Here is a 21,347-nt window from a genome sequence, read left to right as displayed (position 1 = left end):
CGCATGAACGACCGGATGGTGTGGATCGACTGTGAGATGACGGGCCTGTCGCTGGCGCACGACGCGCTGATCGAAGTGGCGGCCCTGGTCACCGACTCGGAGCTGAACGTGCTCGGGGAGGGGGTGGACATCGTGATCCGCCCGCCCGCCGAGGCGCTCGACACCATGCCGGACGTGGTCCGCACCATGCACACCGCGTCCGGCCTGCTGGACGAGCTGGCCGGCGGGGTCTCGCTCGCGGAGGCCGAGCAGGTGGTGCTCGACTACGTACGCTCGCAGGTCGCCGAGCCGCGCAAGGCGCCGCTGTGCGGGAATTCGGTGTCCACCGACCGCGGCTTCCTGGCCCGCGACATGCCCACCCTGGAACAGCACCTGCACTACCGCATCGTGGACGTCTCCTCGATCAAGGAGCTGGCCAGGCGCTGGTATCCGCGGGCCTACTTCAACAGCCCGGACAAGAACGGCAACCACCGGGCGCTGGCCGACATCCGCGAGTCCATCGCGGAGCTGCGCTACTACCGCGAGGCGGTCTTCGTCCCGCAGCCGGGCCCCGACAGCGACACGGCCCGCGCGATCGCCGCCCGGCACGTCGTCCAGGCCGACCCGCCGGCCGCCCACTGACCACCGGACGCCACGCGCCCGGCCCGCGGTAAAGCGGGGCGCGACCACCCCCCGCCACCCTGTACACTTTTCGAGGCGGCGCCACCCCAGCGGAAAAAGCCGGGACAGCGCCGCTCATGGTGGGTGTAGCTCAGCTGGTAGAGCACCTGGTTGTGGTCCAGGATGCCGCGGGTTCGAGTCCCGTCACTCACCCTCCGATAAGAGGACGTCCGGCCGCGGCAACGCGGGTGGACGTCCTCTGTCGTTCCCGGCGTCCGTGCGGGCGTGCGTCCGTGCGGGCGGCGCCGCCCGCAGGCGGCGCCGGGGGGCCTACGGCCTGCCCGCCGACGTGGCGTCGCGGGCGGCGCCCTGGGGCCAGATCACCCGGACCGGCAGACCGGTCCTGTGGGCGTACGAGACGGCGTCGGCGGTGCCGCCGTAGCCCCGGGCGGGCCGGCCGTCCCAGACGGCCACCAGGATGTCCACCAGGCCCATCATGATCTCGTTCCCGATCTGGTACGCCTCGGGGCCCGGCTGTATCAGCCCGGTGGTGTGCACCTGCGAGGACCTGCGCACCAGGTCGTCGTACAGCGGGTGGTGGGAGCCGGGGAGGCTCTCGCGGTACTCCTCCGCCGGCAGGACCGCCTCGATCCGGCCGCCGTTGCGCAGTATCTCCTGGGCGAACCAGGCGTCGGGGCCGTCCGCGAGGCACGAGACGCCCACCAGGTCGTCGCCCGCGTACTCCCGGACCACCGTGCCGAGCGCCGTGCGGACGACGTGCTCCACGTCCTCGGTAAGACCGCGGTGGCCGGTGATGCCCAGTCGCATGGTCGGATCCTTTCGCTCGGTGTTCGCGGGGCGGGGAGAACCGGGGTCCTGCCCAGCGCGGTGCGAGCGTACTCGACGTGGGGCCGGGTGGCGGGCCCGGGTGACGGCTGATCAGGACCGTTGCCCGCGGCGGGATTCCGGGCGGCGCGACCGGCGTTCCCGCACGTCCCGCGCCGGCGGCCGTACCCACGACGCGGTAGGCGGCATACCGCGGCCCCGCCCCTCCGAGTGGCAGGGAGGGAGCGGGGCCGCGGCCCGGGTCCGGCGGGGGCCGGGGACGGGCCGGGTGACTGTCAGGAAACCCGGGTCATCCCCCGCCCCGGCTCCCGCCGGTGGTGTGGGTCACGCTCCGAAGAGCAGTCCGTAGGCGCCCATCGCCATCGCGATGTCCGCCTGGGCCCAGAAGCGGTGATAGGTGAAGCTCGGCGCGTTCCCACCGCTGAGGTAGGCCTGGACCTTCGACCAGTTGGGGTCGTTCTTGTAGAACGACCGCAGCTCGATGAAGGTGGAGTTCGCGTCGATCTTGTCGCCGTTGGGCATGGTGCCGGAGAAGCTGGACGGCACGTAGACCGGGTCGTCGAACCGGTTGAAGTCGGTCCTGGTCTCCGGGGTGGCGATGCCCAGCGGGTCCTGGTAGTTGCCCCACATGCCGTCGAGCAGCGCCTTGGCCGTGGTCTTGGCCGCGGTGTTGCCGGACTTGGCGGCGTAGTAGGACAGCGTCTTGGCATAGGCCGCCGCGACGCCCAGGTCGTTGCCGTAGGCGGAGACCGTCACGTGCAGTCCGGTGTTGCTGCCCGGGCTGCTGGCGTTCCAGGTGTCCGGCGCGCCGGACCACTGGAGGTCGGAGGGGATCTTGAAGGTGCCGTCGGCGTTGATGGTGGTCTGGGAGATCGCCCAGGTCACCCACTTGTCCAGGATGGCCTTCGCCTTGGCGTTACCGGTCTGCTGGTAGTACTCCGCGACCCGTTCCATCGACCAGGCCTGCATACCGAACCACTGGTTCGACGGCGGGTCGTGGTAGACGGGCTCCCAGTCGTACGCCATCCCGTAGAAGGTGGGCGTGCCGGACGGGGGCTGGGCGTAGGCGCCGTTCCAGCTGTTGGTCGCGCCGCCGGCGATCGCGCCCTCGGAGGACTGCAGCCACTGGTAGAACTCCAGCTGCCGGCTGAGGCTGGTGGTCCAGTCCTGCTTGCCGGTGGCCGACTTCGGCGCCATCGCCGAGTCGGTGGTCAGCGCGTAGGCCGCCAGCGGGTTCTGGTAGCCGAAGTGCGAGGCGCCGTCGCCGATCCGCCAGGACCAGCCGCCGCCGGAGCCGGACGAGCCGCCCCAGGCGTAGTACCAGGACAGCAGGTAGTGCTCGCTGTCCTTGCCGGTGCCCGCGGCGCAGGTGCTCGGGTTGGTGCAGTTGCCGATCTTCTTGAAGTACTTGTCGAAGAACGAGTACCGCAGGTAGTCACCCATCTTGCCGGCCTTGGCGACGGTGGTCGCCACGTCCGCGCCCTTGCCCTGCGCCTTGGCCCAGGTGTCGGCCCAGTAGGCGGCCTGGATCGCGCGCGCGTCGGCGTCGGGTGCGTCGGTGTACTTCCACTGCTGCGCGTAGTTCGAGTCGCCGGTGAACAGGTCCAGATAGCCGTTCTTGCCGCCGTACTTGAACGCGTCGCAGGTCGGCTGCGGCACGGTCTCCCACACCGACTCCTGCTCACCGCGCTGGAAGGTGTTGATGTAGGAGGGGCCGCTCGCCGTCGGGCCGAGCTCGCAGCCGCCGCCGGGCGTGTCACCGAAGCCGTAGATGTTGTCGACGTCCTGGAGCCAGTGCATGCCGTAGATGTCGTCCGTGCCGTAGGCCGACTTCAGCTCGCTTGCGATCGGGTCCACGCCGACCTTGATGTTGCCGTCCAGCTGCGACGGGTAGTCCGACGGCAGCGGGTGCTCGGGAGCGTAGGTGGCCGGCGAGCTGGGGTTGTACGAGGCGTTCGACGGCTGGTCCGCGTGCTGCGGGATCATGTACTGCTCCATGGTCGCCCAGGCCGCGTTGAACTTGGTCCAGTCGCCGCTGACCTGGCCGTACATCGCCTGCAGCCAGATCATGTACGAGTACGCCTCGGACGTGGTCTCGTGGCCGTAGTCCGGGGCCTCCACGATCAGCGTCTCGACCGAGTGGTAGGGGATGCCCTCGGGCGAGAAGTAGCCGCTGGCCGGGTCGGTGATCTTCCCGTAGAGCGACAGGAACCGTGCCGCGTAGTCGCCGCCGGTCGCGCTGATCTCGTTGACCGTGACAGCCGCCGTGCTGTAGCCGGTCGCGGTGGCCGAGAAGGTCGCCGAGCCGGAACCGGTGGTCGCCGCGGCGACCGTGACGGTCTGCGCCGTCGACCAGTTGGCCGGGGTGAAGGTCAGGCTCGCCCCGGACTGGACGCTCAGCGAGCTGTTGCCCGCGGTCCGCGCCACGGCGACGGTCACGTTGGACGCCGGGGCGCTGGAGAGCTTCACGCCGAAGGTGCCGGTCTTGCCCTGCTGGACGGACACCGTCGCCGGCGAGGCGACGATCGCCGGGCCGCTCGCGACGTGCACGCCCACCGGGGTGGACTCCGCGGACGCGCCGAGGCTGTCGTACGCCTTGGCGTAGACCGAGTAGTCACCGGCGGGCACCGAGGCCCAGTCCACCGCGTAGGGCGAGGTGGTGTCGGTACCCAGCAGTGTGGTGCTGCTGTAGAACTCGACCTTGGTGATGGTCGCCGCGTCGGCGGCCACCGCGGTCGCGGCCAGCGGGATGGTGGCGCCCGCGCTGTAGGTCGCACCGGACGCCGGGCTGGTGAGGACCGGCAGCGGAGGCTGATGAGCGCCCCCGCAGACCGTGCCGTTCACGCTGAAAGCGGTCGGCTTGGCGTTGGTGCCGCTGTAGTTGAAGTTGGCACTCGCGGTGACGTTCGCGTTGGCGGCGATTGTCTTGTTCCAGTCGAGCGACTTGACAGTGACGTTCTTGCCGGACTGCGACCAGGTGCCGTTCCACCCGCTCTGCAGCGTCTGGTTGCCGGTGTAGGAGTACGTCAGTGTCCAGCCGTCGATCGCCGCGCTGCCGAGGTTGGTGATCTTGGCATTGGCGGTGAAGCCGGAACCCCAGTCGTTGGTCGTGTAGTCGACACTGCACTGCAGGCCGGCCGCGTGCGCGACGCCGCCGCCGGTGGCCATGGTCAGGCCGAGCGGCAGGGCGAGGGCGGCGGTCAGCGCCGTCAGCAGTCGCCTGGTCCGCTTCCCGATCGGTCTTCCTCTGGGCATGCGAGAGGTCCTCCTCGCGGTTCGTGTGGGGGGATGGGTTCTGCGATGTGACTGTGAACCAGTGGGAGCGCTCCCACCATCAAGGCGTTGACGAAGAACTGTCAAGGGGGCAGCCAGAACCGCCTGTTGACGGTGTCCTGTCTGGGGAGGACGCCACCGACGAGCGGAGGTCGCGCCGTCCCCTCTACCGCCCGACCGGACTTGACGCTAAGGTCTGCGGCGGACCAATGGGAGCGCGTCCACTCATCTCGTTCACCCGATTTCTCTCGATCCCCCCACGTCATGAGGAGTCGCACATGCGACGACCCACGCGCACCGCGGCGCTGTCCATCGCCGCCGTCACCACGGCGGCCGCGGCCGCCGCGCTGCTCCCCGCGCTCGGCGCCACCGCATCGGGCGCGGTGGCGAGTTGCACGGTCACCTATGCGGTGACCAACCAGTGGACAGGCGGTTTCCAGGGCAACGTTGTCGTCGCCAACAACGGCGCCCCGACCACCAGTTGGGACCTGGCCTTCGCCTTCACCGGTGGCCAGAAGGTGACCCAGGGCTGGAACGGCACCTGGACCCAGTCGGGCAGCACCGTCCACGTCGCCTCGATGTCGTACAACGGCGCGCTGCCCACCGGCGGTTCGGTCAGCACCGGCTTCCTGGGCAGCTGGTCGGGCACCAACACCGTCCCGACGGCCTTCACCCTCAACGGCGCCGCCTGCTCGGTGACCGGCGTCCCGACAGAACCACCGCCGACCACGCCGACCACCCCGCCCACCACGCCGCCGACGACGCCCCCCACGACGCCGCCGACCACCCCGCCGCCCGGCGGTGACTCCGCGCCGCCCAAGCTGCACGTGGCCGGAAACAAGCTGGTCGACTCCACCGGCAAGCAGGTCGTGCTCCACGGGGTGAACCGTTCCGGTACCGAATTCGCCTGCGCGCAGGGCAACGGGATCTTCGACGGCCCGGTGGACGACGCCGCCATCGACGCGATCACCAGCTGGAAGGGCGTCACGGCCGTCCGCGTACCGCTCAACGAGGACTGCTGGGAGGGCCTGTCGTACGTCCCGGCGGCCGACGGCGGCGCCAACTACGTGGCGGCGATCACCGGCTGGGTCAACCGCCTGGTGGCGCACGGCATCACGCCGATCGTCGAGCTGCACTGGTCGCACGGCACCTACACCGGAAACTCGGCGGGCTGCACCGACGTCAACGCCACCTGCCAGAAGCCGATGCCGGACGCGCAGTACGCGATCCCGTTCTGGACCAGCGTGGCGAACGCCTTCAAGTCCAACACCTCGATCGTCTTCGACCTGTTCAACGAGCCCTACCCGGACCGGGCCACCTCGACCACCGAGCAGGCCTGGAGCTGCTGGCGGGACGGCGGCAGCTGCCCGGGCATCGGCTACCAGGTGGCGGGCATGCAGGACATGCTGGACGCCGTGCGCGGCACCGGCGCGCGGAACGTCGTCCTGCTGGGCGGTCTCGCCTACTCCAACGACCTGACCGGCTGGGTCGCCCACGAGCCCACCGACCCGACCGGCAACCTGGCGGCGGCCGTGCACGTATACAACTTCAACACCTGCGCGAACACCTCCTGCTGGGACTCCCAGCTGGCGCCGGTCGCGGCCAGGGTGCCGCTGGTGGCCGGCGAGATGGGCGAGAACACCTGCGGCCACTCGTTCGTGGACGGCTTCATGAACTGGCTGGACGCGCACCAGCTGTCCTACCTGGGGTGGACCTGGAACACCTGGGACTGCTCCTCGGGCCCGTCACTGATCTCCGGCTACGACGGCACCCCGACCGCGTACGGCCTCGGCCTGAAGAACCACCTGGCGTCGCTCGGCTGATCCCGGCGAGCCCTCGAACGGGGGCGGTCCCGTGCATGGATGGCGTGCACGGGCCCGCCCCTCCCCCATGTCCACCGGCGGACGGCGGCAGGGGCCGGGACGGCCGCAGGGGGCCCGCGCGGCGGCGGACCGCCCGCCTGAGCAGGGCCTGAGCAGGCGCTGAGCCGGCGGCGGCGGGCGGGGCATCCGTTCGAGTCTCGTAGTCGCGAGAAGTCTCAACTGGCCATTATTGAACAACTTATTGACGCGGAAGTACCCGCCTTGTAAACATCACCTCGCCAAGAGAGCGCTCTCACCGCGCTCTGGCGGCCTCCGTCACGGACCCCCACCCGGTTGAGGAGAACACATGTCAGGCAGCACTTCCCCGCTGGTGCGCCGAGGGCCAGGGCGCCACCGCGGACGCCAGCCGTATCTGGTCGTCACCGCCCTGCTCGCCCTGCTGGCGGGGCTCGTCCTCGTGGTGACCTCGCAGTCGCCGGCACGCGCCGCGGGCACCCTGCTCTCGCAGGGCAAACCGGCCACCGCGTCGTCGACCGAGAACGCCGGCACCCCCGCCTCGGCGGCCGTCGACGGCAACACCGGCACCCGCTGGTCCAGCGCGGCGGCCGACCCCCAGTGGATCCAGGTCGACCTCGGCAGCAGCCAGGCCATCAGCCAGGTGACGCTCAACTGGGAGGCCGCGTACGCCAAGTCCTTCAAGATCCAGACGTCCGACAACGGCACCGCCTGGACCGACGTCTACTCCACCACCACCGGCACCGGCGGCGTGCAGAACCTGACCGTAAACGGTTCCGGCCGTTACGTGCGGGTCTACGGGACCGTGCGGGCCACCCAGTACGGCTACTCGCTCTGGGAGTTCCAGGTCTACGGCAGCGGCGGCGCGACCCAGCCCGCCGCGTGCGGCACCGCGAACACCGCGCAGGGCAAGACGGCCACCGCCTCGTCCGCCGAGAACGCCGGCACCGCCGCCTCGGCGGCCGTCGACGGCAACACCGGCACCCGCTGGTCCAGCGCCTTCGGCGACCCGCAGTGGCTCCAGGTCGACCTCGGCTCGTCGCAGCAGGTCTGCGGCGTCGGCCTGAACTGGGAGGCGGCCTACGCGACCGCGTACCAGATCCAGGTCACCGACAACCCGTCCGGCACCTGGACCACCGTCTACTCCACCACCACCGGCACCGGCGGCGTGCAGAACCTGAACGTGACCGGCACCGGCCGCTACATCCGGGTCTACGCCACCGCCCGCGCCACCGCCTACGGCGACTCCCTGTGGGAGTTCCAGGTGCACACCAACGGCGGCGGCACCAGCACCAACGGCGGGACCACCGGCGGCACGACCACGCCGCCCGACTCCTTCTGGGGCACCACGGACGACATCCCGGCCGCGCACAACGTGATGGAACTGAAGATCCTCAACCGGACGAACGGGCAGTACCCGGACAGCCAGGTCTACTGGAGCTTCAACGGCCAGGTGCACTCCATCGCCGAGCAGCCGTACTTCGACATGCCGGCCAACTCCTCGGGCCGGATGTACTTCTACCTCGGCTCGCCGAACAGCCAGTACTACGACTTCATCGAGTTCACCATCGGTGCCACCGTCTTCAACGGCAACACCACCCGGGTGGACGCCTGGGGCCTGCCGCTGGCGATCCGGCTGCACTCGCACGACGGCCAGGACATCCAGCTCGGTGACAGCCAGGACCTGTTCAACCAGAGCCGCGAGGCGACCTTCCAGCAGTTCCAGAACGCGGTGCCGCAGCAGTTCAAGGTGCTCGCGCAGACCCAGGCGCCGTACCGGATCATCGCCCCCGGCAGCGACCCGAGCTTCCGCACCGGCGGCGTGAACGCCAACTACTTCACGGCGTACGCGAACTCGGTCGGCGTCAACGAGCCCACCTCGAACATCTTCGGCTGCGCCGGTTCGCTGGCCGGCAACCCGTCGATGTGCGCGGCGCTCAACCGGCACACCGCGAACCTCCCGGCGGCCCAGCAGCAGGACCCGACCAAGTTCTACACCGGCGGCGACCCCGCCAACTGGTACGCCAAGTTCTGGCACGACCACGGCATCAACCACCTCGCCTACGGCTTCCCGTACGACGACGTGGCCGGCCAGGCCGCCTACGCCTCCCAGCAGAACCCGCAGTGGATGGAGGTCGCAGTCGGCTGGTGACCGGCTGACGGCACGCACCGCCTGAACCGCTTCCCCGGTCCCCCCACATCCCCCCACCGCCGCCGGGGGCGGGTCCGGTACACGCCCCACGTGTACCGGCTCCCGCCCCCGGCGGTGTCCTTGCGGGCCGCGCGACGCGGCACCCGCCGCCCGCGCCCGCCTCAGGCCGTCCGGGCAGCCCGGCGGCGCAGCCGGTCGCCCGCCCAGCGGCTCGGCGCGGCGAGCGCGATCGCCAGCGGGTTGAAGAAGAAGGACCGGCCGTCCAGGGGGCCCTGAGGGCCGTTGTGGACGGTGACGAAGCCCCCGCCGGGCAGCGGGGTCGCCCGGGCCTGCGCGCGGCGCAGGGCGGCGTTCGCCAGCGGGTCGCCGGCGAGCAGCAGGACCGGGGACGCCACGACGACGGCCGCGTAGGTCAGCGGGCGGATTCGCTTGGACGGCATGACCGCCCAACGTCCGGCGCCCGCGGCGCGGTTCCCCGCCGCCACCACGGGCCCGGACCCGAGCGGACAGGCCGTGTCCGACGAATCGCGCCTGGACCGCGGCGCCCGGTACGGCCTAGACGGAGTCCCGCTGGACCAGCTCGGTGGCCAGCACCACATGCCGCCGCACCGAGTCGCGCTCGGCGATCTCCTCAAGCAGCACCCGGGCCATCGTGCGGCCCATCTCCTCGGTGGGCTGCCGCACGCTGGTCAGGGCCGGGTCCATGTGCCGGGCGATGGCCGAGTCCTCGAAGCCGATCAGCGCGACGTCGTCGGGCACCCGGCGGCCGGTCTCGCGCAGCACCGCCCGGGCGCCGGCGGCCATCACGTCGGAGGCGGCGAAGACCGCGTCGATGCCGGGGCGGCGGATCAGCAGCTCGCGCATCGCCCGCCGGCCGCCCTCCTCGGTGAAGTCGCCGCGGGCCACCAGCGCGGTGTCGAAGCCGGTGTCCAGGCCGCCGGACGCGGCCTCGACGGCCTGGCGGTAGCCGTCGAGGCGGCTGCGCGCCACGTACATGTCCGGCGGCCCGGTGATGGTGGCGACCTGCCGCCGCCCGCGGGCGATGAGGTGGGCGACCGCGGCCCGCGCGCCGCCGACGTTGTCGGCGTCGACGTAGGAGACCGACTCCAGGTCGCTGCGCCGGCCGTTGAGCACCGCCGGCATCTCCAGCTGCTCCAGCAGGTCGGGCAGCGGGTCGTCCTCGTGCACCGACACCAGCAGCACCCCGTCGACCCGGTGCGCGGCCAGATACTGCGCGAAACGCGCCCGCTCCTTCGGGGTGCGGATCAAGGTCAGCAGCAACTGCATGTCGGTGTCGGCCAGTTCGGCACCGATGCCGCGGATGATGTCGGAGAAGTAGGGCTCGGCGAACAGCCGGGTCTCCGGCTCGGGGATGACCAGCGCGATGGCGTCCGTGCGGTTGCCCGCCAGCGCCCGGGCCGCCCGGTTGGGCACGTACCCCAGTTCCGCGATGGCGGCCTCGACGGCGGCCTTCGCGCGGTCGCTCACCCGGGGGGATCCGTTGATCACCCGGGAGACCGTGCCCCGCCCGACTCCGGCGCGCAGCGCCACCTCCTCAAGGGTGGGACGCCCGCTGTGCCGCCCGTTCATGGCCACTGCCGCCTCCAGGTACTCATTTCGCGTCACCTTAGCGCCCGGTCCTTCTCCGCAGGAGCGGTTCTTGAGAGCGCTCCCACACTACAAGCCCCAGGCAGGAGCTTCCGTTCAAGAAGTAATCATCAGTCAGCTCCGGACACGTTCCGGCAACGAAATCGACTTCACATCTTGACACTGACCCCTCCGAGGCGTGAATGTTCCGGAAAGCCTACGTGGGAGCGCTCCCACAGCGCCATCCGTTCGTACGCCCCCGGGGACCCCCGCACCACCCGCACGCCGACCCACCCTGACAAGGAGAGTGGAATGCGCACTTCCGGCAGAACCCGCAAGACCGCCGTCATCGCGGTCGCGGGTCTCGCAGCCTGCGCGACCCTGATCACCGGCTGCAGCAGCGACAGCAACAAGGACGACAAGAGCAGCTCAGGCAGCTCCTCCTCGTCCACCGAGAAGATCACCCTGCACGTCGGCGACTTCGGCTCGTTCGGCTACGACGACAAGACCGGTGCGGCCCTCTACGCCGAGTACCACAAGCTGCACCCGAACATCACCGTCGTCGAGGACGCGGTCGCCGACGGCCAGCAGTACTGGAACTCGCTGAAACTCCACCTGACCCAGAACAGCGGCCTGGACGACATCCAGGCCATCGAGGTGGGTTACATCGGTCTGGCCATCCAGCCGAACCTGGCGTCGAAGTTCGTGGACTTCAAGACGGTCGACGGCTTCAGTGCCGACGACTGGCTGCCGTACAAGGAGAAGCAGGCCACCACCTCCGACGGCAAGGTCATCGGTGTGGGCACGGACGCGGGCCCGACCGCGATCTGCTACAACAAGGACGCCTTCAAGCAGGCCGGCCTGCCGACCGACCGCGACCAGCTCGCCACCCAGTGGAACGGCGACTGGGAGAAGTTCATCGCGCTGGGCAAGCAGTTCGCGGCGAGCAAGACCGCGCCCAAGGGCATGAAGTTCTCCGACTCCGGCAGCGGCCTGTTCAACGCCGTGCTGGCCAGCCAGCCGACGCAGTACTCGGACGCCGACGGCAAGCTGATCTACGACACCAGCGCGGGCGTCAAGACCGCGTGGAACGTCGCCACCGAGGCGGTCGAGGACGGCCTGACGGCCGGCTACCAGCAGCTGGACCCGAAGAACGCCTGGGCGGCGGCCTTCAAGACCAACAAGTTCGCCACCGTCACCTGCCCGAGCTGGATGGTCGGCCTGGTGGCGACCAACTCCGGTGACGCGGGCAAGGGCAAGTGGGACGTGGCGGCTCCGCCGCAGGTCGGCAACTGGGGCGGCTCGTTCCTGGCCGTGCCCAAATCCGGCAAGCACGTCAAGGAGGCGACCGCGCTGGCCCAGTGGCTGACCGCGTCGGCCCAGGAGATCAAGGTGTTCCAGAAGTTCGGGAACATCCCGTCCTCCACCAAGGCGCTCGACGACCCGGCGGTGCAGAACCTGACCAACCCGTACTTCCCCGGCACCCCGATCGGCAAGATCTTCGCGGGCGCCGCGAAGAGCATCACCCCGGCCCCGATCGGCCCGTGGGACGGCAACGTCAAGGACATCATCACCAAGAACGGCATCCTCGACATGGAGACGCGGCACACGGCCAAGGACAAGGCCTGGTCGAACGCCGTGAAGCAGATCAAGGACACCGTCGTCGAGTAGTACCAGGCGGGGCCGCCCGGCAGTGTCTCCCACCTGCCGGGCGGTCCGTATTCAGGACCGGATACGAGAAGTGAACGCATCCGGCCCGGGCCACTACATCCTCTGAACGCTTCTGGACAACCCTCCGCCTCCCCCGGTCCACCGCCCGCATCCCTACCGGAAGGACGCCACTCGTGGCCACCTCCGTCAGGGCGACGTCCGACGGCAGCCCGCCGTCGTCCCGGCCCGCCCCCCGCCCGACCGACCAGAGCGGCAGCCTTCCTCCCAGCTGGCGCACCCGGCTCTACCGGTTCGACACCAAGGCGTCCCCGTACGCCTATGTCGCCCCCTTCTTCGTCCTCTTCGCCGCCTTCGGCCTCTTCCCGCTGATCTACACCGGCTGGCTCTCCCTGCACGAGGTGCAGCTGGGCGCCCACGCGAACTGGGTCGGCTTCGACAACTACACCAACCTGTGGCACAACGAGTTCTTCTGGAAGGCGCTGCGCAACACCTTCACGCTCGGCGTGATCTCCACCGTGCCGCAGCTGGCGATGGCCCTGGGCCTGGCGCACCTGCTCAACTACAAGCTGCGCGGCCGGGGCTTCTTCCGGGTCGCGGTGCTGGCGCCCTACGCGACCTCGGTGGCCGCCGCCACCCTGGTCTTCATCCAGATGTTCAACCCCGACTACGGCATGATCAACCAGCTGCTCGGCCACGTCGGAGCCGGCAACATCGACTGGGAGTCGTCCAAGTGGCCGGCCCAGATCGCCATCTCGACCATCGTCACCTGGCGGTGGACCGGCTACAACGCGCTGATCTACCTGGCCGCGATGCAGGCCGTGCCCGCCGACCTCTACGAGGCGGCGGCGCTGGACGGCGCCTCGCGCTGGCGGCAGTTCGTCAGCGTCACCATCCCGTCGATCCGGCCGACCATCCTGTTCACCATCATCGTCTCCACGATCGGCGCGACCCAGCTGTTCGGCGAGCCGCTGATGTTCGGCGGCGGCGTCGGGATCACCGGCGGCACCGACCACCAGTACCAGACGCTCAGCCTCTACATGTACGACAAGGGCTGGAACACCGGCGAACTCGGCCAGGCCTCCGCCGTGGCCTGGGTGATGCTGCTGATCCTGCTGCTCATCGGCGCCGTCAACCTGGCTGTCGCGCGCATCAACCGCCGGAAGCTGGGGGCCTGAACCATGGCTCAACTCACCGAGGCCGCGCAGACCGCAGGACCGCGCCACACCTCCACCGCGCCGGCCCGCCGCCGGCGGGTGAAGGCCGGCGGGGCGGGCAAGCAGCAGCACGCCGGACCGGTCGCGTACGTGCTGCTGATCATCGCCGCGGCGGTCTCGCTCTTCCCGCTGTACTGGACGGTCGTCGCCGCGTCGCACACCGACACCGACATCACCCAGCCGCCGACCCCGCTGCTGCCCGGCAGCCACCTGGTGCAGAACCTCAAGGTGGTGTGGGACGAGGTCGACATGACCACGGCCCTGGTCAACTCCACGGTCGTGGCGAGCTGTGTCGCGCTGAGCACTGTGCTGTTCGCGACGCTGGCCGGGTTCGCGTTCGCCAAACTGCGCTTCCGCGGCCGGAACATCCTGCTGATGATCGTGGTCGCCACCATGACCATCCCGCCGCAGCTCAGCGTGATCCCGCTCTACCAGATCATCACCAACGTGGGCTGGGTGGGGCATCTGCAGTCCGTCATCCTGCCCTCGCTGGTCGCCGCGTTTGGGGTGTTCTTCATGCGGCAGTTCCTCGCCGAGGCGCTGCCCATCGAACTCATCGAGGCGGCCCGGGTGGACGGGGCGCACAGCCTGCGAATCCTGTGGCACGTGGTGTTCCCGATCGCCCGGCCCGCGATGGCCGTGCTGGGGATGCTGGTGTTCGTCCAGTCCTGGAACGACTTCTTCTGGCCACTGATCGCCCTCAACCAGCAGAACCCGACCGTGCAGGTCGCGCTGGCGGGCGTCGGATCGGGCAACCACACGGTCGACCATGCCGCGGTCGTCACCGCCGCGCTGGTCGCGACGCTGCCGCTGCTGCTGGTCTTCGCCTTCCTGGGCAAGCACATCGTCGGCGGCATCACCGCGGGTGCCGTCAAGAGCTAGACCCCCCGCCCGCGAGCCGTACCGCCGCGCCGCGTGGGCCGATGGGAGCCCCCCTCTCCCCCAACTACCCCCTGATTCCCCTGGAGTCCCCTGTTATGACAGCTGTCCGTTCAGAGAGCACCGAGCTTTCTGCCAGCTCGGTCTCGCTCCGCTTCCCCCCGGGCTTCGTCTGGGGGGCGGCCACCGCCGCCTACCAGATCGAGGGTGCCGCAGCCGAGGACGGCCGTACGCCCTCGATCTGGGACACCTTCAGCCACACCCCGGGCCGGGTCCGCAACGGGGACACCGGCGACATCGCCGCCGACCACTACCACCGGTTCCGCGACGACGTGGCGCTGATGGCGGACCTCGGGCTGGGCGCGTACCGCTTCTCGGTGTCCTGGTCCCGGGTCCAGCCGACCGGGCGCGGCCCCGCGGTGCAGCGCGGCCTCGACTTCTACCGGCAGCTCACCGACGAGCTGCTCGACAAGGGCATCACCCCGGTCGCCACCCTCTACCACTGGGACCTGCCGCAGGATCTGGAGGACGTCGGCGGCTGGACGGTCCGCGACACCACCGAGCGGTTCGCGGAGTACGCCGAGATCGTGGCGGGCGCGCTCGGCGACCGGGTGCCGTACTGGACCACGCTCAACGAGCCGTGGTGCTCGGCCTACCTCGGTTACGGCTCCGGGGTGCACGCCCCCGGGCGTACCGAGCCCGAGGCGGCGCTCAAGGCCGTACACCACCTCAACCTCGCCCACGGCAAGGCGATCGGGGTGCTGCGCTCCGTCCTGCCCGCCACCGCGCAGACCTCGATCACCCTCAACCTGCACCAGGTCCGCCCGCTCACCGAATCGGCCGCCGACCTGGACGCCGCCCGCCGGATCGACGCGGTCGGCAACCGGGTCTTCCTCGGCCCGATCCTCGGCGACGGCTACCCCGCCGACCTGCTGGACGACACCGCCCACCTGGTCGACTGGGAGTCGCTGGTCAAGGGCGGCGACCTGGCCGAGATCAGCCGCCCGATCGACCTGCTGGGCATCAACTACTACACCCCGACGCTGGTCTCCGACGGCCGGCAGCACACCGAGGGCCCGGCGGTGCCGCGCAACGACGGGCACGGCGCCAGCGACTACTCCCCGTGGCCCGGGTCCGAGCACGTGGCCTTCCACCTGCCGCCGGGCGAGACCACCGCGATGCGCTGGGCGGTCGACGCGACAGGCCTGCGCGACCTGATCCAGCGGGTCAGCCGGGAGAACCCCGGCCTGCCGCTGATGGTCACCGAGAACGGCGCCGCGTACGACGACTACATCTCGCCCGAGGGCCAGGTCAACGACCCCGAGCGGATCGCGTATCTGCACGGCCACCTGTCCGCGGTGCACCAGGCGGTGAGCGGCGGCGCCGACGTGCGCGGCTACTTCCTGTGGTCGCTGCTGGACAACTTCGAGTGGTCCTACGGGTACAGCAAGCGCTTCGGCGCGGTCTACGTGGACTTCGGCACGCAGCGCAGGATCCCCAAGCAGAGCGCCCACTGGTACGCCTCGGTGGCGCGCGCGAACGTCCTTCAGGATCTCCCGGAGGAGGACGGGAAGTCCTGAGGCGACGGAGAAAAAAGGAGCGGTGCGGCAGTTCGAGGGTGCTGCCGTACCGCTCCTCACCGTTCCTCTCCCGTGGGGGTGGGAGAGGACCGGGTCCCGGCCGGGCCAGGGTGCCGGTCGGCGGTGACGCGCTGCACGCTAACTGCTGACAGTCGGGCAAAAGCCCTGTTCAGGGCGCCAGGTCGGCTTCTTAATGCGGGCTTAAGCAGCGGCAAGGGACCCGTTAAAGGTGGTGGCCGCGTGCCGCGGTCCTGCCGCGGCGCTTGTGGCCGGGCGCGGCGGGGGCGGGGGCGCCGCCGAGCGCGAGCCACAGCCGTATCTCGGCGCCGCCCAGCACGCTGCGGCCGATCCGCATGTCGCCGCCGGTGGACTCCGCGACCCTGCGCACGATGTCAAGACCGAGCCCGGTGGAGCCCTGCCCGCCGTCACCGTGTCCGCGGCGCACCGCGGCCGCCGGGTCCGCGACCCCGGGACCCGCGTCCGAAACCAGCACGATGACCGCGTCCTCGGCGCGGTGCACGTCCACCGCGAAGGCGGTGCCCTCGGGGGTGTGCCGGAAGACGTTTCCGAGCATCGCGTCCAGCGCGGCGGCCAGCTCGCCGCGCGCCACCGGGACCCGTACCGGCCGGTCGGCGCCCGCGGTGCGCACCTCGCGGGCCTCGTCCTCCGCCAGCGCCGACCAGAACGCCATCCGCTCCCTGATCACCTCGGCCGCGTCGCAGCCGGCCGCCGACGCCGGCCCGCGCTGCTCCCGTGCGGCCCGGATGATCTGGTCGACCTCCCGCTCCAGCTGGGCGGCCGCCGCCCTGGTCTGGTCGGCGGCCGGACCGTCGCCCAGCGACGCGGTGTTGAGCCGCAGCACGGTCAGCGGAGTACGCAGCCGGTGCGACAGGTCGGCGGCCAGCTCCCGCTCCGCGGCCAGCAGGCGCACCACCTGGTCGGCCATCGCGTTGAACGCGGCCGCCGCCGACCGCAGTTCGTCCGGCCCCGCCTCCGGCACCCGTACCCCGAGGTCCCCTTCGCCCAGCCGGTGTGCCGCGCCCGCCAGGCGCACCGCGGGCCGCACCATGCGGCTGCCCAGCCGGTCCGCGACCGCCACCGAGCCGATGATCAGCGCGAGGCCGACCCCGGCGAGCACCAGCCACGCGGTGGCCACGCCCCGGGTGATGTCGGCGTCCGGCACGAACACCTCGACCACCGCGATGGTGCCCGAGCTCACCGCGGTCGGCCGCAGCAACGCGTAGCCGCCCGCGACCCGCACGGTCGCCGCCTCGCCGTGCGCCGAGGCCGCGTCCAGCGCGGCCTGCGCCGCCCGGGGCTGCCCGATCCGCACCTCGGCGGTGTCCGGGGTCGGCGGGATGCGCAGCGCGATCCTGCGCAGCGCGCCGGCCTGCGTGGTGGCGACCGCCCGCTCCAACTGCCCCCGGTCGGTGGTGATCGCCAGCGCCGGGGCGATCGCCGCGGCCTGCCGCTCGGCGTTGGTCAGCGCCCGGTCCCTGGCCAGCTCCTTGACCACGAGGCCCAGCGGGACCGCGAAGGCGATCACCACCATCGCGGTGACCGCCAGCGCGACCCGGACCAGGGACCACCTCATACCGGCGGCTCCAGCTTGACCCCCACCCCGCGCAGCGTGTGCAGATACCGCGGGCTGGCCGCGGTCTCCCCCAACTTCCGCCGCAGCCACGACAGATGGACGTCGATCGTCTGGTCGTCGCCGTACGACTGCTGCCACACCTCCGCGAGCAGCTCGCGGCGGGCCACCACCACGCCGGGCCTGGCGGCCAGGAAGCTCAGCAGGTCGAACTCCCGCCGCGTCAGGTCCAGCGTCGCCCCGTCCAGCACGGCAAGCCTGCGCCGCACGTCGATGGTCAGCCCGCCGACCATGATCACCGCGTCCGCCGCGGGCGCCGCCGACCTGCTGCGGGCCCGCCGCAGCACCGCCGCCAGCCGGGCCGACAGATGCTCCACCGAGAACGGCTTGACCAGGTAGTCGTCGGCGCCGGCGTTCAGCAGCCGTACGATCTCCGCCTCGTCGTCCCGCGCGGTCGCCACGATCACCGGGACGTCGCTCAGCCCGCGCAGCATCTTCAGCGCCTCCGACCCGTCCAGGTCGGGCAGCCCGAGGTCCAGGATCACCACGTCGAAGCCGACCTGCGCGACCTCCCGCAGCGCCTCCAGCGCGGTGCCGACGCTGCGGACCGTGTGGGAGGCCTCCGTCAGGTGGCGGATCAGGGCCGAGCGCACGAACTGGTCGTCCTCGACCACGAGCACACTTGCCATGCGGGGCAACCTAGCGTGTTACGCGGCCTGGTGGTGCGGCACTATGGCCGTTGTGCACAGAGGGCTGCTCCACACCTGCGTCTGGGCGCTGACCACCGCCGGGGCGGCGACGCTGTCGTGGTTCGGCGTCCACAGCGTGCTGCGCGACACCGCGTACGACCCGCCCCGCGCCCTGCCGGTCACCGCTCCCCCGGTGGCCTCCTCCACCCACCGCCCCTCACCGCCTGCGCCGCCCCCCACGACGACCCGCCCGCCGTCGCCATCGCCGCCGACCGAGCGGCCGCACCCCACCACGACACCGGCCGGCACCCCGGCCGGCGGCGGCGCGGTGCACGGCTACACCCTGCGGGGCGGCCGGGTGGTGCTCGCGCTCGGCGCCGACGCGGCCACGCTGGTGTCGGCCACGCCGAATCCCGGCTGGCAGATGCAGGTCTGGCCGGAGGACGGCTGGCTGCGGGTCACCTTCACCTCCGCAGGCGCGGCCTCGACGCTCTTCTGCACCTGGAACGGGCACGCGCCCGCGGTGGAGTCCTACGAGGAGTAGCCGCGCTACCCGAAGGCGTCGGGCGGCGGGGGGGGCGACGGGGTGGCGGTCGCGTCGGTGACGACCTGGGCGCCGCCGGTGAAGGCGGTCAGCGACTGGCCGTGCTCGACCCGGCCCGGGTGCGGATCGGTCGCGACCCGCCGGGTGAGGTCGGCCACCGGCAGGTCGTGGTCAGCGGCCCACAGCACGGCGTTGCCGAAGCGCCTGCCCCGCAGCACCGCGGGGTCCGCGGCCAGGCACACCTCGGTGAAGGCGGCCCGCACCGTCGCGACCTGGCCGCGCAGGAAGGCCAGCGTGCCGCCGTCGGTGAGGTTGGCGGCGTAGTCGCCGCCCGGCCGCATCACCCGCCGCACCGCGGTGAGGAACTCCGCGCTGGTCAGGTGCGCGGGCGTACGGGCGCCCCCGAAGACGTCGGCGATCACCAGGTCCGCCCAGCTGTCCGGCAGCTTCGCCAGCCCGGCCCGCGCGTCGCCGCCGCGTACCTTGATCCGCCAGCCGCGGTCCCAGGGAAGGTGCGTGCGGACCAGGTCCACCAGCTCCCCGTCCAGCTCGATGACCTGCTGGGTGGAGCGCGGCCGGGTGTACGCGGTGTAGCGGGCCAGGGTCAGCGCACCGCCACCCAGATGGAGTACCCGCAGCGGCATCCCGGGCGGCGCGACCAGGTCGATGACATGGCCGAGTCTGCGCTGGTAGGAGAAGCCGAGGTGGTCGGGCGCGGCCAGGTCGACATGGGACTGCGGGGCGCCCTCGACGACCAGCGCCCAGGCATGCGCCCGTTCCCGGTCCGGTACCAGCGCCGCGGCACCGCCCGCGACCTGCGCGGTGACCGCGTCGGGGGTGCGGGTCCTGCCGCCGCGCTGTCTCTTGCCTGCCATGCGCCGATTATCGGGGCAGGACGGCTAGAGCGCGCGCAGACCCTGGTAGCCGTCGACCAGCTCGATGGTGCGGGCGGCCTGGCCGAGCGCGGCCCGCAGCACCGCAGGGTCGGTCACCGCGGTGTCGGTGTGCGGCGGCACCAGCCACCCGGACTCGGCGACCGGCGGCCCGCCGTCCAGCACCAGGCCGCGGCCGTCGGTGCGGGTACACGAGCTGCCGGGCATGTCCCAGCAGTCCGCGGTCCCCGGCGGCACCAGGAAACCGAGGCTGGCACCGGTGTTGTCGTGCAGCACCGGGCCGACGACGACGCGGCCCAGCCGCAGCAGGTCGACCGCTTCGAGACCCTGCCGGGTCGGCACGGTCACCAGATCGCAGGGCGGCGGCAGTTCGCTGCGCTCCGTGCTCGGACCCGACTTGTGCGTACCGCTGGTGTCCAACAAGGCAAACGCTCCTCACGAGGGGATCGGCGCACGCTGTTCTTGTGCCACACCCCGTACAACGCGGCACGGCGTCAACGGCTACGTGCATTTCATGCCGTAAGGGGTGGCGTTTCATGGCGGATGGCGCGTGAGATATCCTATTTGCAGCGAAATTAGGCATTTGCGGGTCCGGGCAGCCCGGTACGTTCGTCCCGCCGCCGAGCGGCACCGAACGTCGTGGGAGTCGCCATGCCGCCGTCCCCTGCCACCTCACCGCCACCTCCCAACACCGCGATCCGGCGGCTCCGCGGCGACCGGTCGCCGGCCGAATTCGCCGCGGCCGTACGGCGGGCCGCCCGTGAGATCGGGGAGCAGGTCAGCTGCGACGCCCGCTACATCGGACGGCTCGAATCCGGCGAGATCCGCTGCCCCAACTACGCCTACGAGCGGGTCTTCCGCCACATGTTCCCCGGGCTGACCCCCGCCGACCTCGGCTTCGCACCCCGGCAGGCGGTCCGCGGCCGCCGCACCGCCGCACCGCCCGACCCGGCGTACGAGGAGAGCGACGTGCAGCGCCGCGCGTTCATGACCGGCGGCCCGGCCGCCTTCGCCACCGCCCTGCTGCCCCGCACCGCCCCACCCACCCGGGCCGGCGCCACGGAGGTGGCCGCCGTCCACGAAGCCGTACGGCAGATCAGGCTGCACGACGACCGCCACGGCGGCGACGGGCTCTACACCCAGGCCGCCGGCGCGCTGCGCGGCGCCTACCGCCTCCTGGACGACACCACCCACTCCGCGGCGACCGCCTGCGGGCTCGCCTCCGGGGCCGGGGAGCTCGCCATCTCCGTCGGCTGGCTCGCCCACGACTCCTGGCGGCTGCCCGAAGCCCGCTCCCACTACGCCGAAGCGCTCGCCACCGCCAGGATGGCCGGGGACCCCGCGCTCGAAGTGCACGCCTTCTGCAACACCTCCTTCCTCGCCCGGGACGCCGGACGCCACCGCGAAGCGGTGCGCGCCGCCCAGGCCGCGCAGCACCTCGCCCGCGACCTCGGCTCCCCCCGGCTGCTCTCCCTGCTCGCCCTGCGCGAAGCCGGCGGCCTCGCCGGGCTCGGCGAACGCCGCCGCTGCGAGCTGGCGCTCGCCCGGGCCCACTCCCTCTACGGCCGCGGGCCGCACGACGCCGATCCCGCCTGGATGAGCTTCTTCGGCGAGGCCGAGCTCGCCGGGCTCGAAGCGCAGGCCTGGGCGGCACTCGGCCGGCCCGCCCGCGCGGCCCGCGCCGCCCGCCACGCGGTCCGCCTCCAGGACCCGCACTTCGTCCGCAACCTGGCCCTCTACCAGGCCGAACTCGCCCTCAACCTCCACCACGCGGGTGCCCCGGCCGAGGCCGCCATGGTGGCGGGCTCCGCCCGCCGTCTCCTCCCGGGCGTGCGGTCCGCCCGCGTGCGGACGATACTCACGGGCCTCTGACCCCGCGGGGTGCCTCGCGGCGGCGGCTCCGACGGGGCCGCCACGTGGGCGGGTGCCCGCACCTGCGGGGTGCCTCGCGGGTGCGCCCGGGCGCGCCACCGCTGGCGGGTACACGTCC

At 71.6% G+C, this 21,347-nt stretch carries 17 protein-coding genes and 1 tRNA gene; 10 read left to right on the top strand and 8 right to left on the bottom strand.

Annotation, left to right across the window (positions count from 1 at the left end; translation table 11 throughout):
• Nucleotides 1–3 precede the first annotated feature (3 nt).
• Both orn and OG702_RS24140 read left to right on the top strand, forming a co-directional pair.
• Nucleotides 4–621, top strand: a complete 618-nt coding sequence (gene orn, locus OG702_RS24145) for an oligoribonuclease (RefSeq protein ID WP_327291025.1) — start codon at nucleotides 4–6, stop codon at nucleotides 619–621.
• A 119-nt stretch (nucleotides 622–740) separates the two neighbouring features.
• Nucleotides 741–813, top strand: a tRNA-His gene (locus OG702_RS24140).
• Nucleotides 814–930: 117 nt separating this feature from the next.
• On the opposite strand, the gene OG702_RS24135 is transcribed toward OG702_RS24140, so the two are convergent.
• Complete coding sequence (locus OG702_RS24135; protein WP_327291024.1) at nucleotides 931–1,428, bottom strand: hypothetical protein; 498 nt, start codon at nucleotides 1,426–1,428, stop codon at nucleotides 931–933.
• A gap of 342 nt (nucleotides 1,429–1,770) precedes the next feature.
• Nucleotides 1,771–4,701 carry a glycoside hydrolase family 48 protein gene (locus tag OG702_RS24130; protein WP_327291023.1) on the bottom strand — a complete coding sequence of 977 codons (2,931 nt, stop codon included), beginning with the start codon at nucleotides 4,699–4,701 and terminating at the stop codon, nucleotides 1,771–1,773.
• Between the two features lie 296 nt (nucleotides 4,702–4,997).
• Here OG702_RS24130 and OG702_RS24125 point away from each other — a divergent pair, with 296 nt between their 5' ends.
• Together OG702_RS24125 and OG702_RS24120 are read left to right on the top strand one after the other, a co-directional pair.
• Complete coding sequence (locus tag OG702_RS24125) at nucleotides 4,998–6,542, top strand: cellulose binding domain-containing protein (protein ID WP_327291022.1); 1,545 nt, start codon at nucleotides 4,998–5,000, stop codon at nucleotides 6,540–6,542.
• A 346-nt stretch (nucleotides 6,543–6,888) separates the two neighbouring features.
• A complete protein-coding gene (locus tag OG702_RS24120) occupies nucleotides 6,889–8,709 on the top strand; it encodes a discoidin domain-containing protein (RefSeq protein ID WP_327291021.1) in 1,821 nt (606 codons plus the stop codon).
• Nucleotides 8,710–8,870: 161 nt separating this feature from the next.
• Here OG702_RS24120 and OG702_RS24115 read toward each other — a convergent pair whose 3' ends face one another.
• A complete protein-coding gene (locus OG702_RS24115) occupies nucleotides 8,871–9,149 on the bottom strand; it encodes a hypothetical protein (RefSeq protein ID WP_327291020.1) in 279 nt (92 codons plus the stop codon).
• A 115-nt stretch (nucleotides 9,150–9,264) separates the two neighbouring features.
• On the bottom strand, nucleotides 9,265–10,299 hold the full coding sequence (locus tag OG702_RS24110; RefSeq protein WP_327293346.1) for a LacI family DNA-binding transcriptional regulator: 1,035 nt from the start codon (nucleotides 10,297–10,299) through the stop codon (nucleotides 9,265–9,267).
• Nucleotides 10,300–10,608: 309 nt separating this feature from the next.
• Here OG702_RS24110 and OG702_RS24105 point away from each other — a divergent pair, with 309 nt between their 5' ends.
• The 4 genes from OG702_RS24105 (at nucleotide 10,609) to OG702_RS24090 (ending at nucleotide 15,640) form a co-directional block, all read left to right on the top strand.
• On the top strand, nucleotides 10,609–11,967 hold the full coding sequence (locus OG702_RS24105) for an ABC transporter substrate-binding protein (protein WP_327291019.1): 1,359 nt from the start codon (nucleotides 10,609–10,611) through the stop codon (nucleotides 11,965–11,967).
• A gap of 173 nt (nucleotides 11,968–12,140) precedes the next feature.
• Nucleotides 12,141–13,142, top strand: a complete 1,002-nt coding sequence (locus tag OG702_RS24100; RefSeq protein WP_327291018.1) for a carbohydrate ABC transporter permease — start codon at nucleotides 12,141–12,143, stop codon at nucleotides 13,140–13,142.
• Nucleotides 13,143–13,145: 3 nt separating this feature from the next.
• Complete coding sequence (locus OG702_RS24095; RefSeq protein ID WP_327291017.1) at nucleotides 13,146–14,063, top strand: carbohydrate ABC transporter permease; 918 nt, start codon at nucleotides 13,146–13,148, stop codon at nucleotides 14,061–14,063.
• Nucleotides 14,064–14,158: 95 nt separating this feature from the next.
• A complete protein-coding gene (locus OG702_RS24090) occupies nucleotides 14,159–15,640 on the top strand; it encodes a GH1 family beta-glucosidase (protein WP_327291016.1) in 1,482 nt (493 codons plus the stop codon).
• Nucleotides 15,641–15,863: 223 nt separating this feature from the next.
• Here OG702_RS24090 and OG702_RS24085 read toward each other — a convergent pair whose 3' ends face one another.
• Together OG702_RS24085 and OG702_RS24080 are read right to left on the bottom strand one after the other, a co-directional pair.
• Nucleotides 15,864–17,234 (bottom strand): HAMP domain-containing sensor histidine kinase, encoded by a 1,371-nt coding sequence (locus OG702_RS24085; RefSeq protein ID WP_327291015.1) that lies wholly within the window; start codon nucleotides 17,232–17,234, stop codon nucleotides 15,864–15,866.
• A complete protein-coding gene (locus OG702_RS24080) occupies nucleotides 17,231–17,920 on the bottom strand; it encodes a response regulator transcription factor (RefSeq protein WP_327291014.1) in 690 nt (229 codons plus the stop codon). Before OG702_RS24080 ends, OG702_RS24085 begins: the two co-directional genes overlap by 4 nt.
• Before the next feature lie 43 nt (nucleotides 17,921–17,963).
• Here OG702_RS24080 and OG702_RS24075 point away from each other — a divergent pair, with 43 nt between their 5' ends.
• Nucleotides 17,964–18,464 carry a hypothetical protein gene (locus OG702_RS24075; RefSeq protein ID WP_327291013.1) on the top strand — a complete coding sequence of 167 codons (501 nt, stop codon included), beginning with the start codon at nucleotides 17,964–17,966 and terminating at the stop codon, nucleotides 18,462–18,464.
• Nucleotides 18,465–18,469: 5 nt separating this feature from the next.
• Here OG702_RS24075 and OG702_RS24070 read toward each other — a convergent pair whose 3' ends face one another.
• Nucleotides 18,470–19,339 (bottom strand): spermidine synthase, encoded by an 870-nt coding sequence (locus OG702_RS24070; RefSeq protein WP_327291012.1) that lies wholly within the window; start codon nucleotides 19,337–19,339, stop codon nucleotides 18,470–18,472.
• Nucleotides 19,340–19,363: 24 nt separating this feature from the next.
• Nucleotides 19,364–19,777 carry a hypothetical protein gene (locus OG702_RS24065; protein ID WP_327293345.1) on the bottom strand — a complete coding sequence of 138 codons (414 nt, stop codon included), beginning with the start codon at nucleotides 19,775–19,777 and terminating at the stop codon, nucleotides 19,364–19,366.
• Between the two features lie 231 nt (nucleotides 19,778–20,008).
• On the opposite strand from OG702_RS24065, the gene OG702_RS24060 reads away from it, so the two are divergent.
• The gene (locus OG702_RS24060) at nucleotides 20,009–21,229 is read left to right on the top strand and encodes a tetratricopeptide repeat protein (protein WP_327291011.1); all 1,221 of its coding nucleotides are present in this window, start codon (nucleotides 20,009–20,011) and stop codon (nucleotides 21,227–21,229) included.
• The last annotated feature ends 118 nt before the right edge of the window (nucleotides 21,230–21,347 follow it).

The sequence above is a fragment of the Streptomyces sp. NBC_01198 genome, assembly GCF_036010485.1.
Lineage (GTDB): Bacteria > Actinomycetota > Actinomycetes > Streptomycetales > Streptomycetaceae > Actinacidiphila.
This window is presented reverse-complemented; position numbering and strand designations above follow the sequence as displayed.

Excerpts from the sequence above, each read along its gene's own strand:
- OG702_RS24135 (WP_327291024.1), bottom strand. The coding sequence starts at position 1,428 with ATGCGACTGGGCATCACCGGCCACCGCGGTCTTACCGAGGACGTGGAG.
- OG702_RS24070 (WP_327291012.1), bottom strand. The coding sequence starts at position 19,339 with ATGGCAGGCAAGAGACAGCGCGGCGGCAGGACCCGCACCCCCGACGCG.
- OG702_RS24060 (WP_327291011.1), top strand. The coding sequence starts at position 20,009 with ATGCCGCCGTCCCCTGCCACCTCACCGCCACCTCCCAACACCGCGATC.
- orn (WP_327291025.1), top strand. The coding sequence starts at position 4 with ATGAACGACCGGATGGTGTGGATCGACTGTGAGATGACGGGCCTGTCG.
- OG702_RS24120 (WP_327291021.1), top strand. The coding sequence starts at position 6,889 with ATGTCAGGCAGCACTTCCCCGCTGGTGCGCCGAGGGCCAGGGCGCCAC.
- OG702_RS24085 (WP_327291015.1), bottom strand. The coding sequence starts at position 17,234 with ATGAGGTGGTCCCTGGTCCGGGTCGCGCTGGCGGTCACCGCGATGGTG.
- OG702_RS24075 (WP_327291013.1), top strand. The coding sequence starts at position 17,964 with ATGGCCGTTGTGCACAGAGGGCTGCTCCACACCTGCGTCTGGGCGCTG.
- OG702_RS24095 (WP_327291017.1), top strand. The coding sequence starts at position 13,146 with ATGGCTCAACTCACCGAGGCCGCGCAGACCGCAGGACCGCGCCACACC.
- OG702_RS24090 (WP_327291016.1), top strand. The coding sequence starts at position 14,159 with ATGACAGCTGTCCGTTCAGAGAGCACCGAGCTTTCTGCCAGCTCGGTC.
- OG702_RS24080 (WP_327291014.1), bottom strand. The coding sequence starts at position 17,920 with ATGGCAAGTGTGCTCGTGGTCGAGGACGACCAGTTCGTGCGCTCGGCC.
- OG702_RS24110 (WP_327293346.1), bottom strand. The coding sequence starts at position 10,299 with ATGAACGGGCGGCACAGCGGGCGTCCCACCCTTGAGGAGGTGGCGCTG.
- OG702_RS24115 (WP_327291020.1), bottom strand. The coding sequence starts at position 9,149 with ATGCCGTCCAAGCGAATCCGCCCGCTGACCTACGCGGCCGTCGTCGTG.
- OG702_RS24125 (WP_327291022.1), top strand. The coding sequence starts at position 4,998 with ATGCGACGACCCACGCGCACCGCGGCGCTGTCCATCGCCGCCGTCACC.
- OG702_RS24105 (WP_327291019.1), top strand. The coding sequence starts at position 10,609 with ATGCGCACTTCCGGCAGAACCCGCAAGACCGCCGTCATCGCGGTCGCG.
- OG702_RS24130 (WP_327291023.1), bottom strand. The coding sequence starts at position 4,701 with ATGCCCAGAGGAAGACCGATCGGGAAGCGGACCAGGCGACTGCTGACG.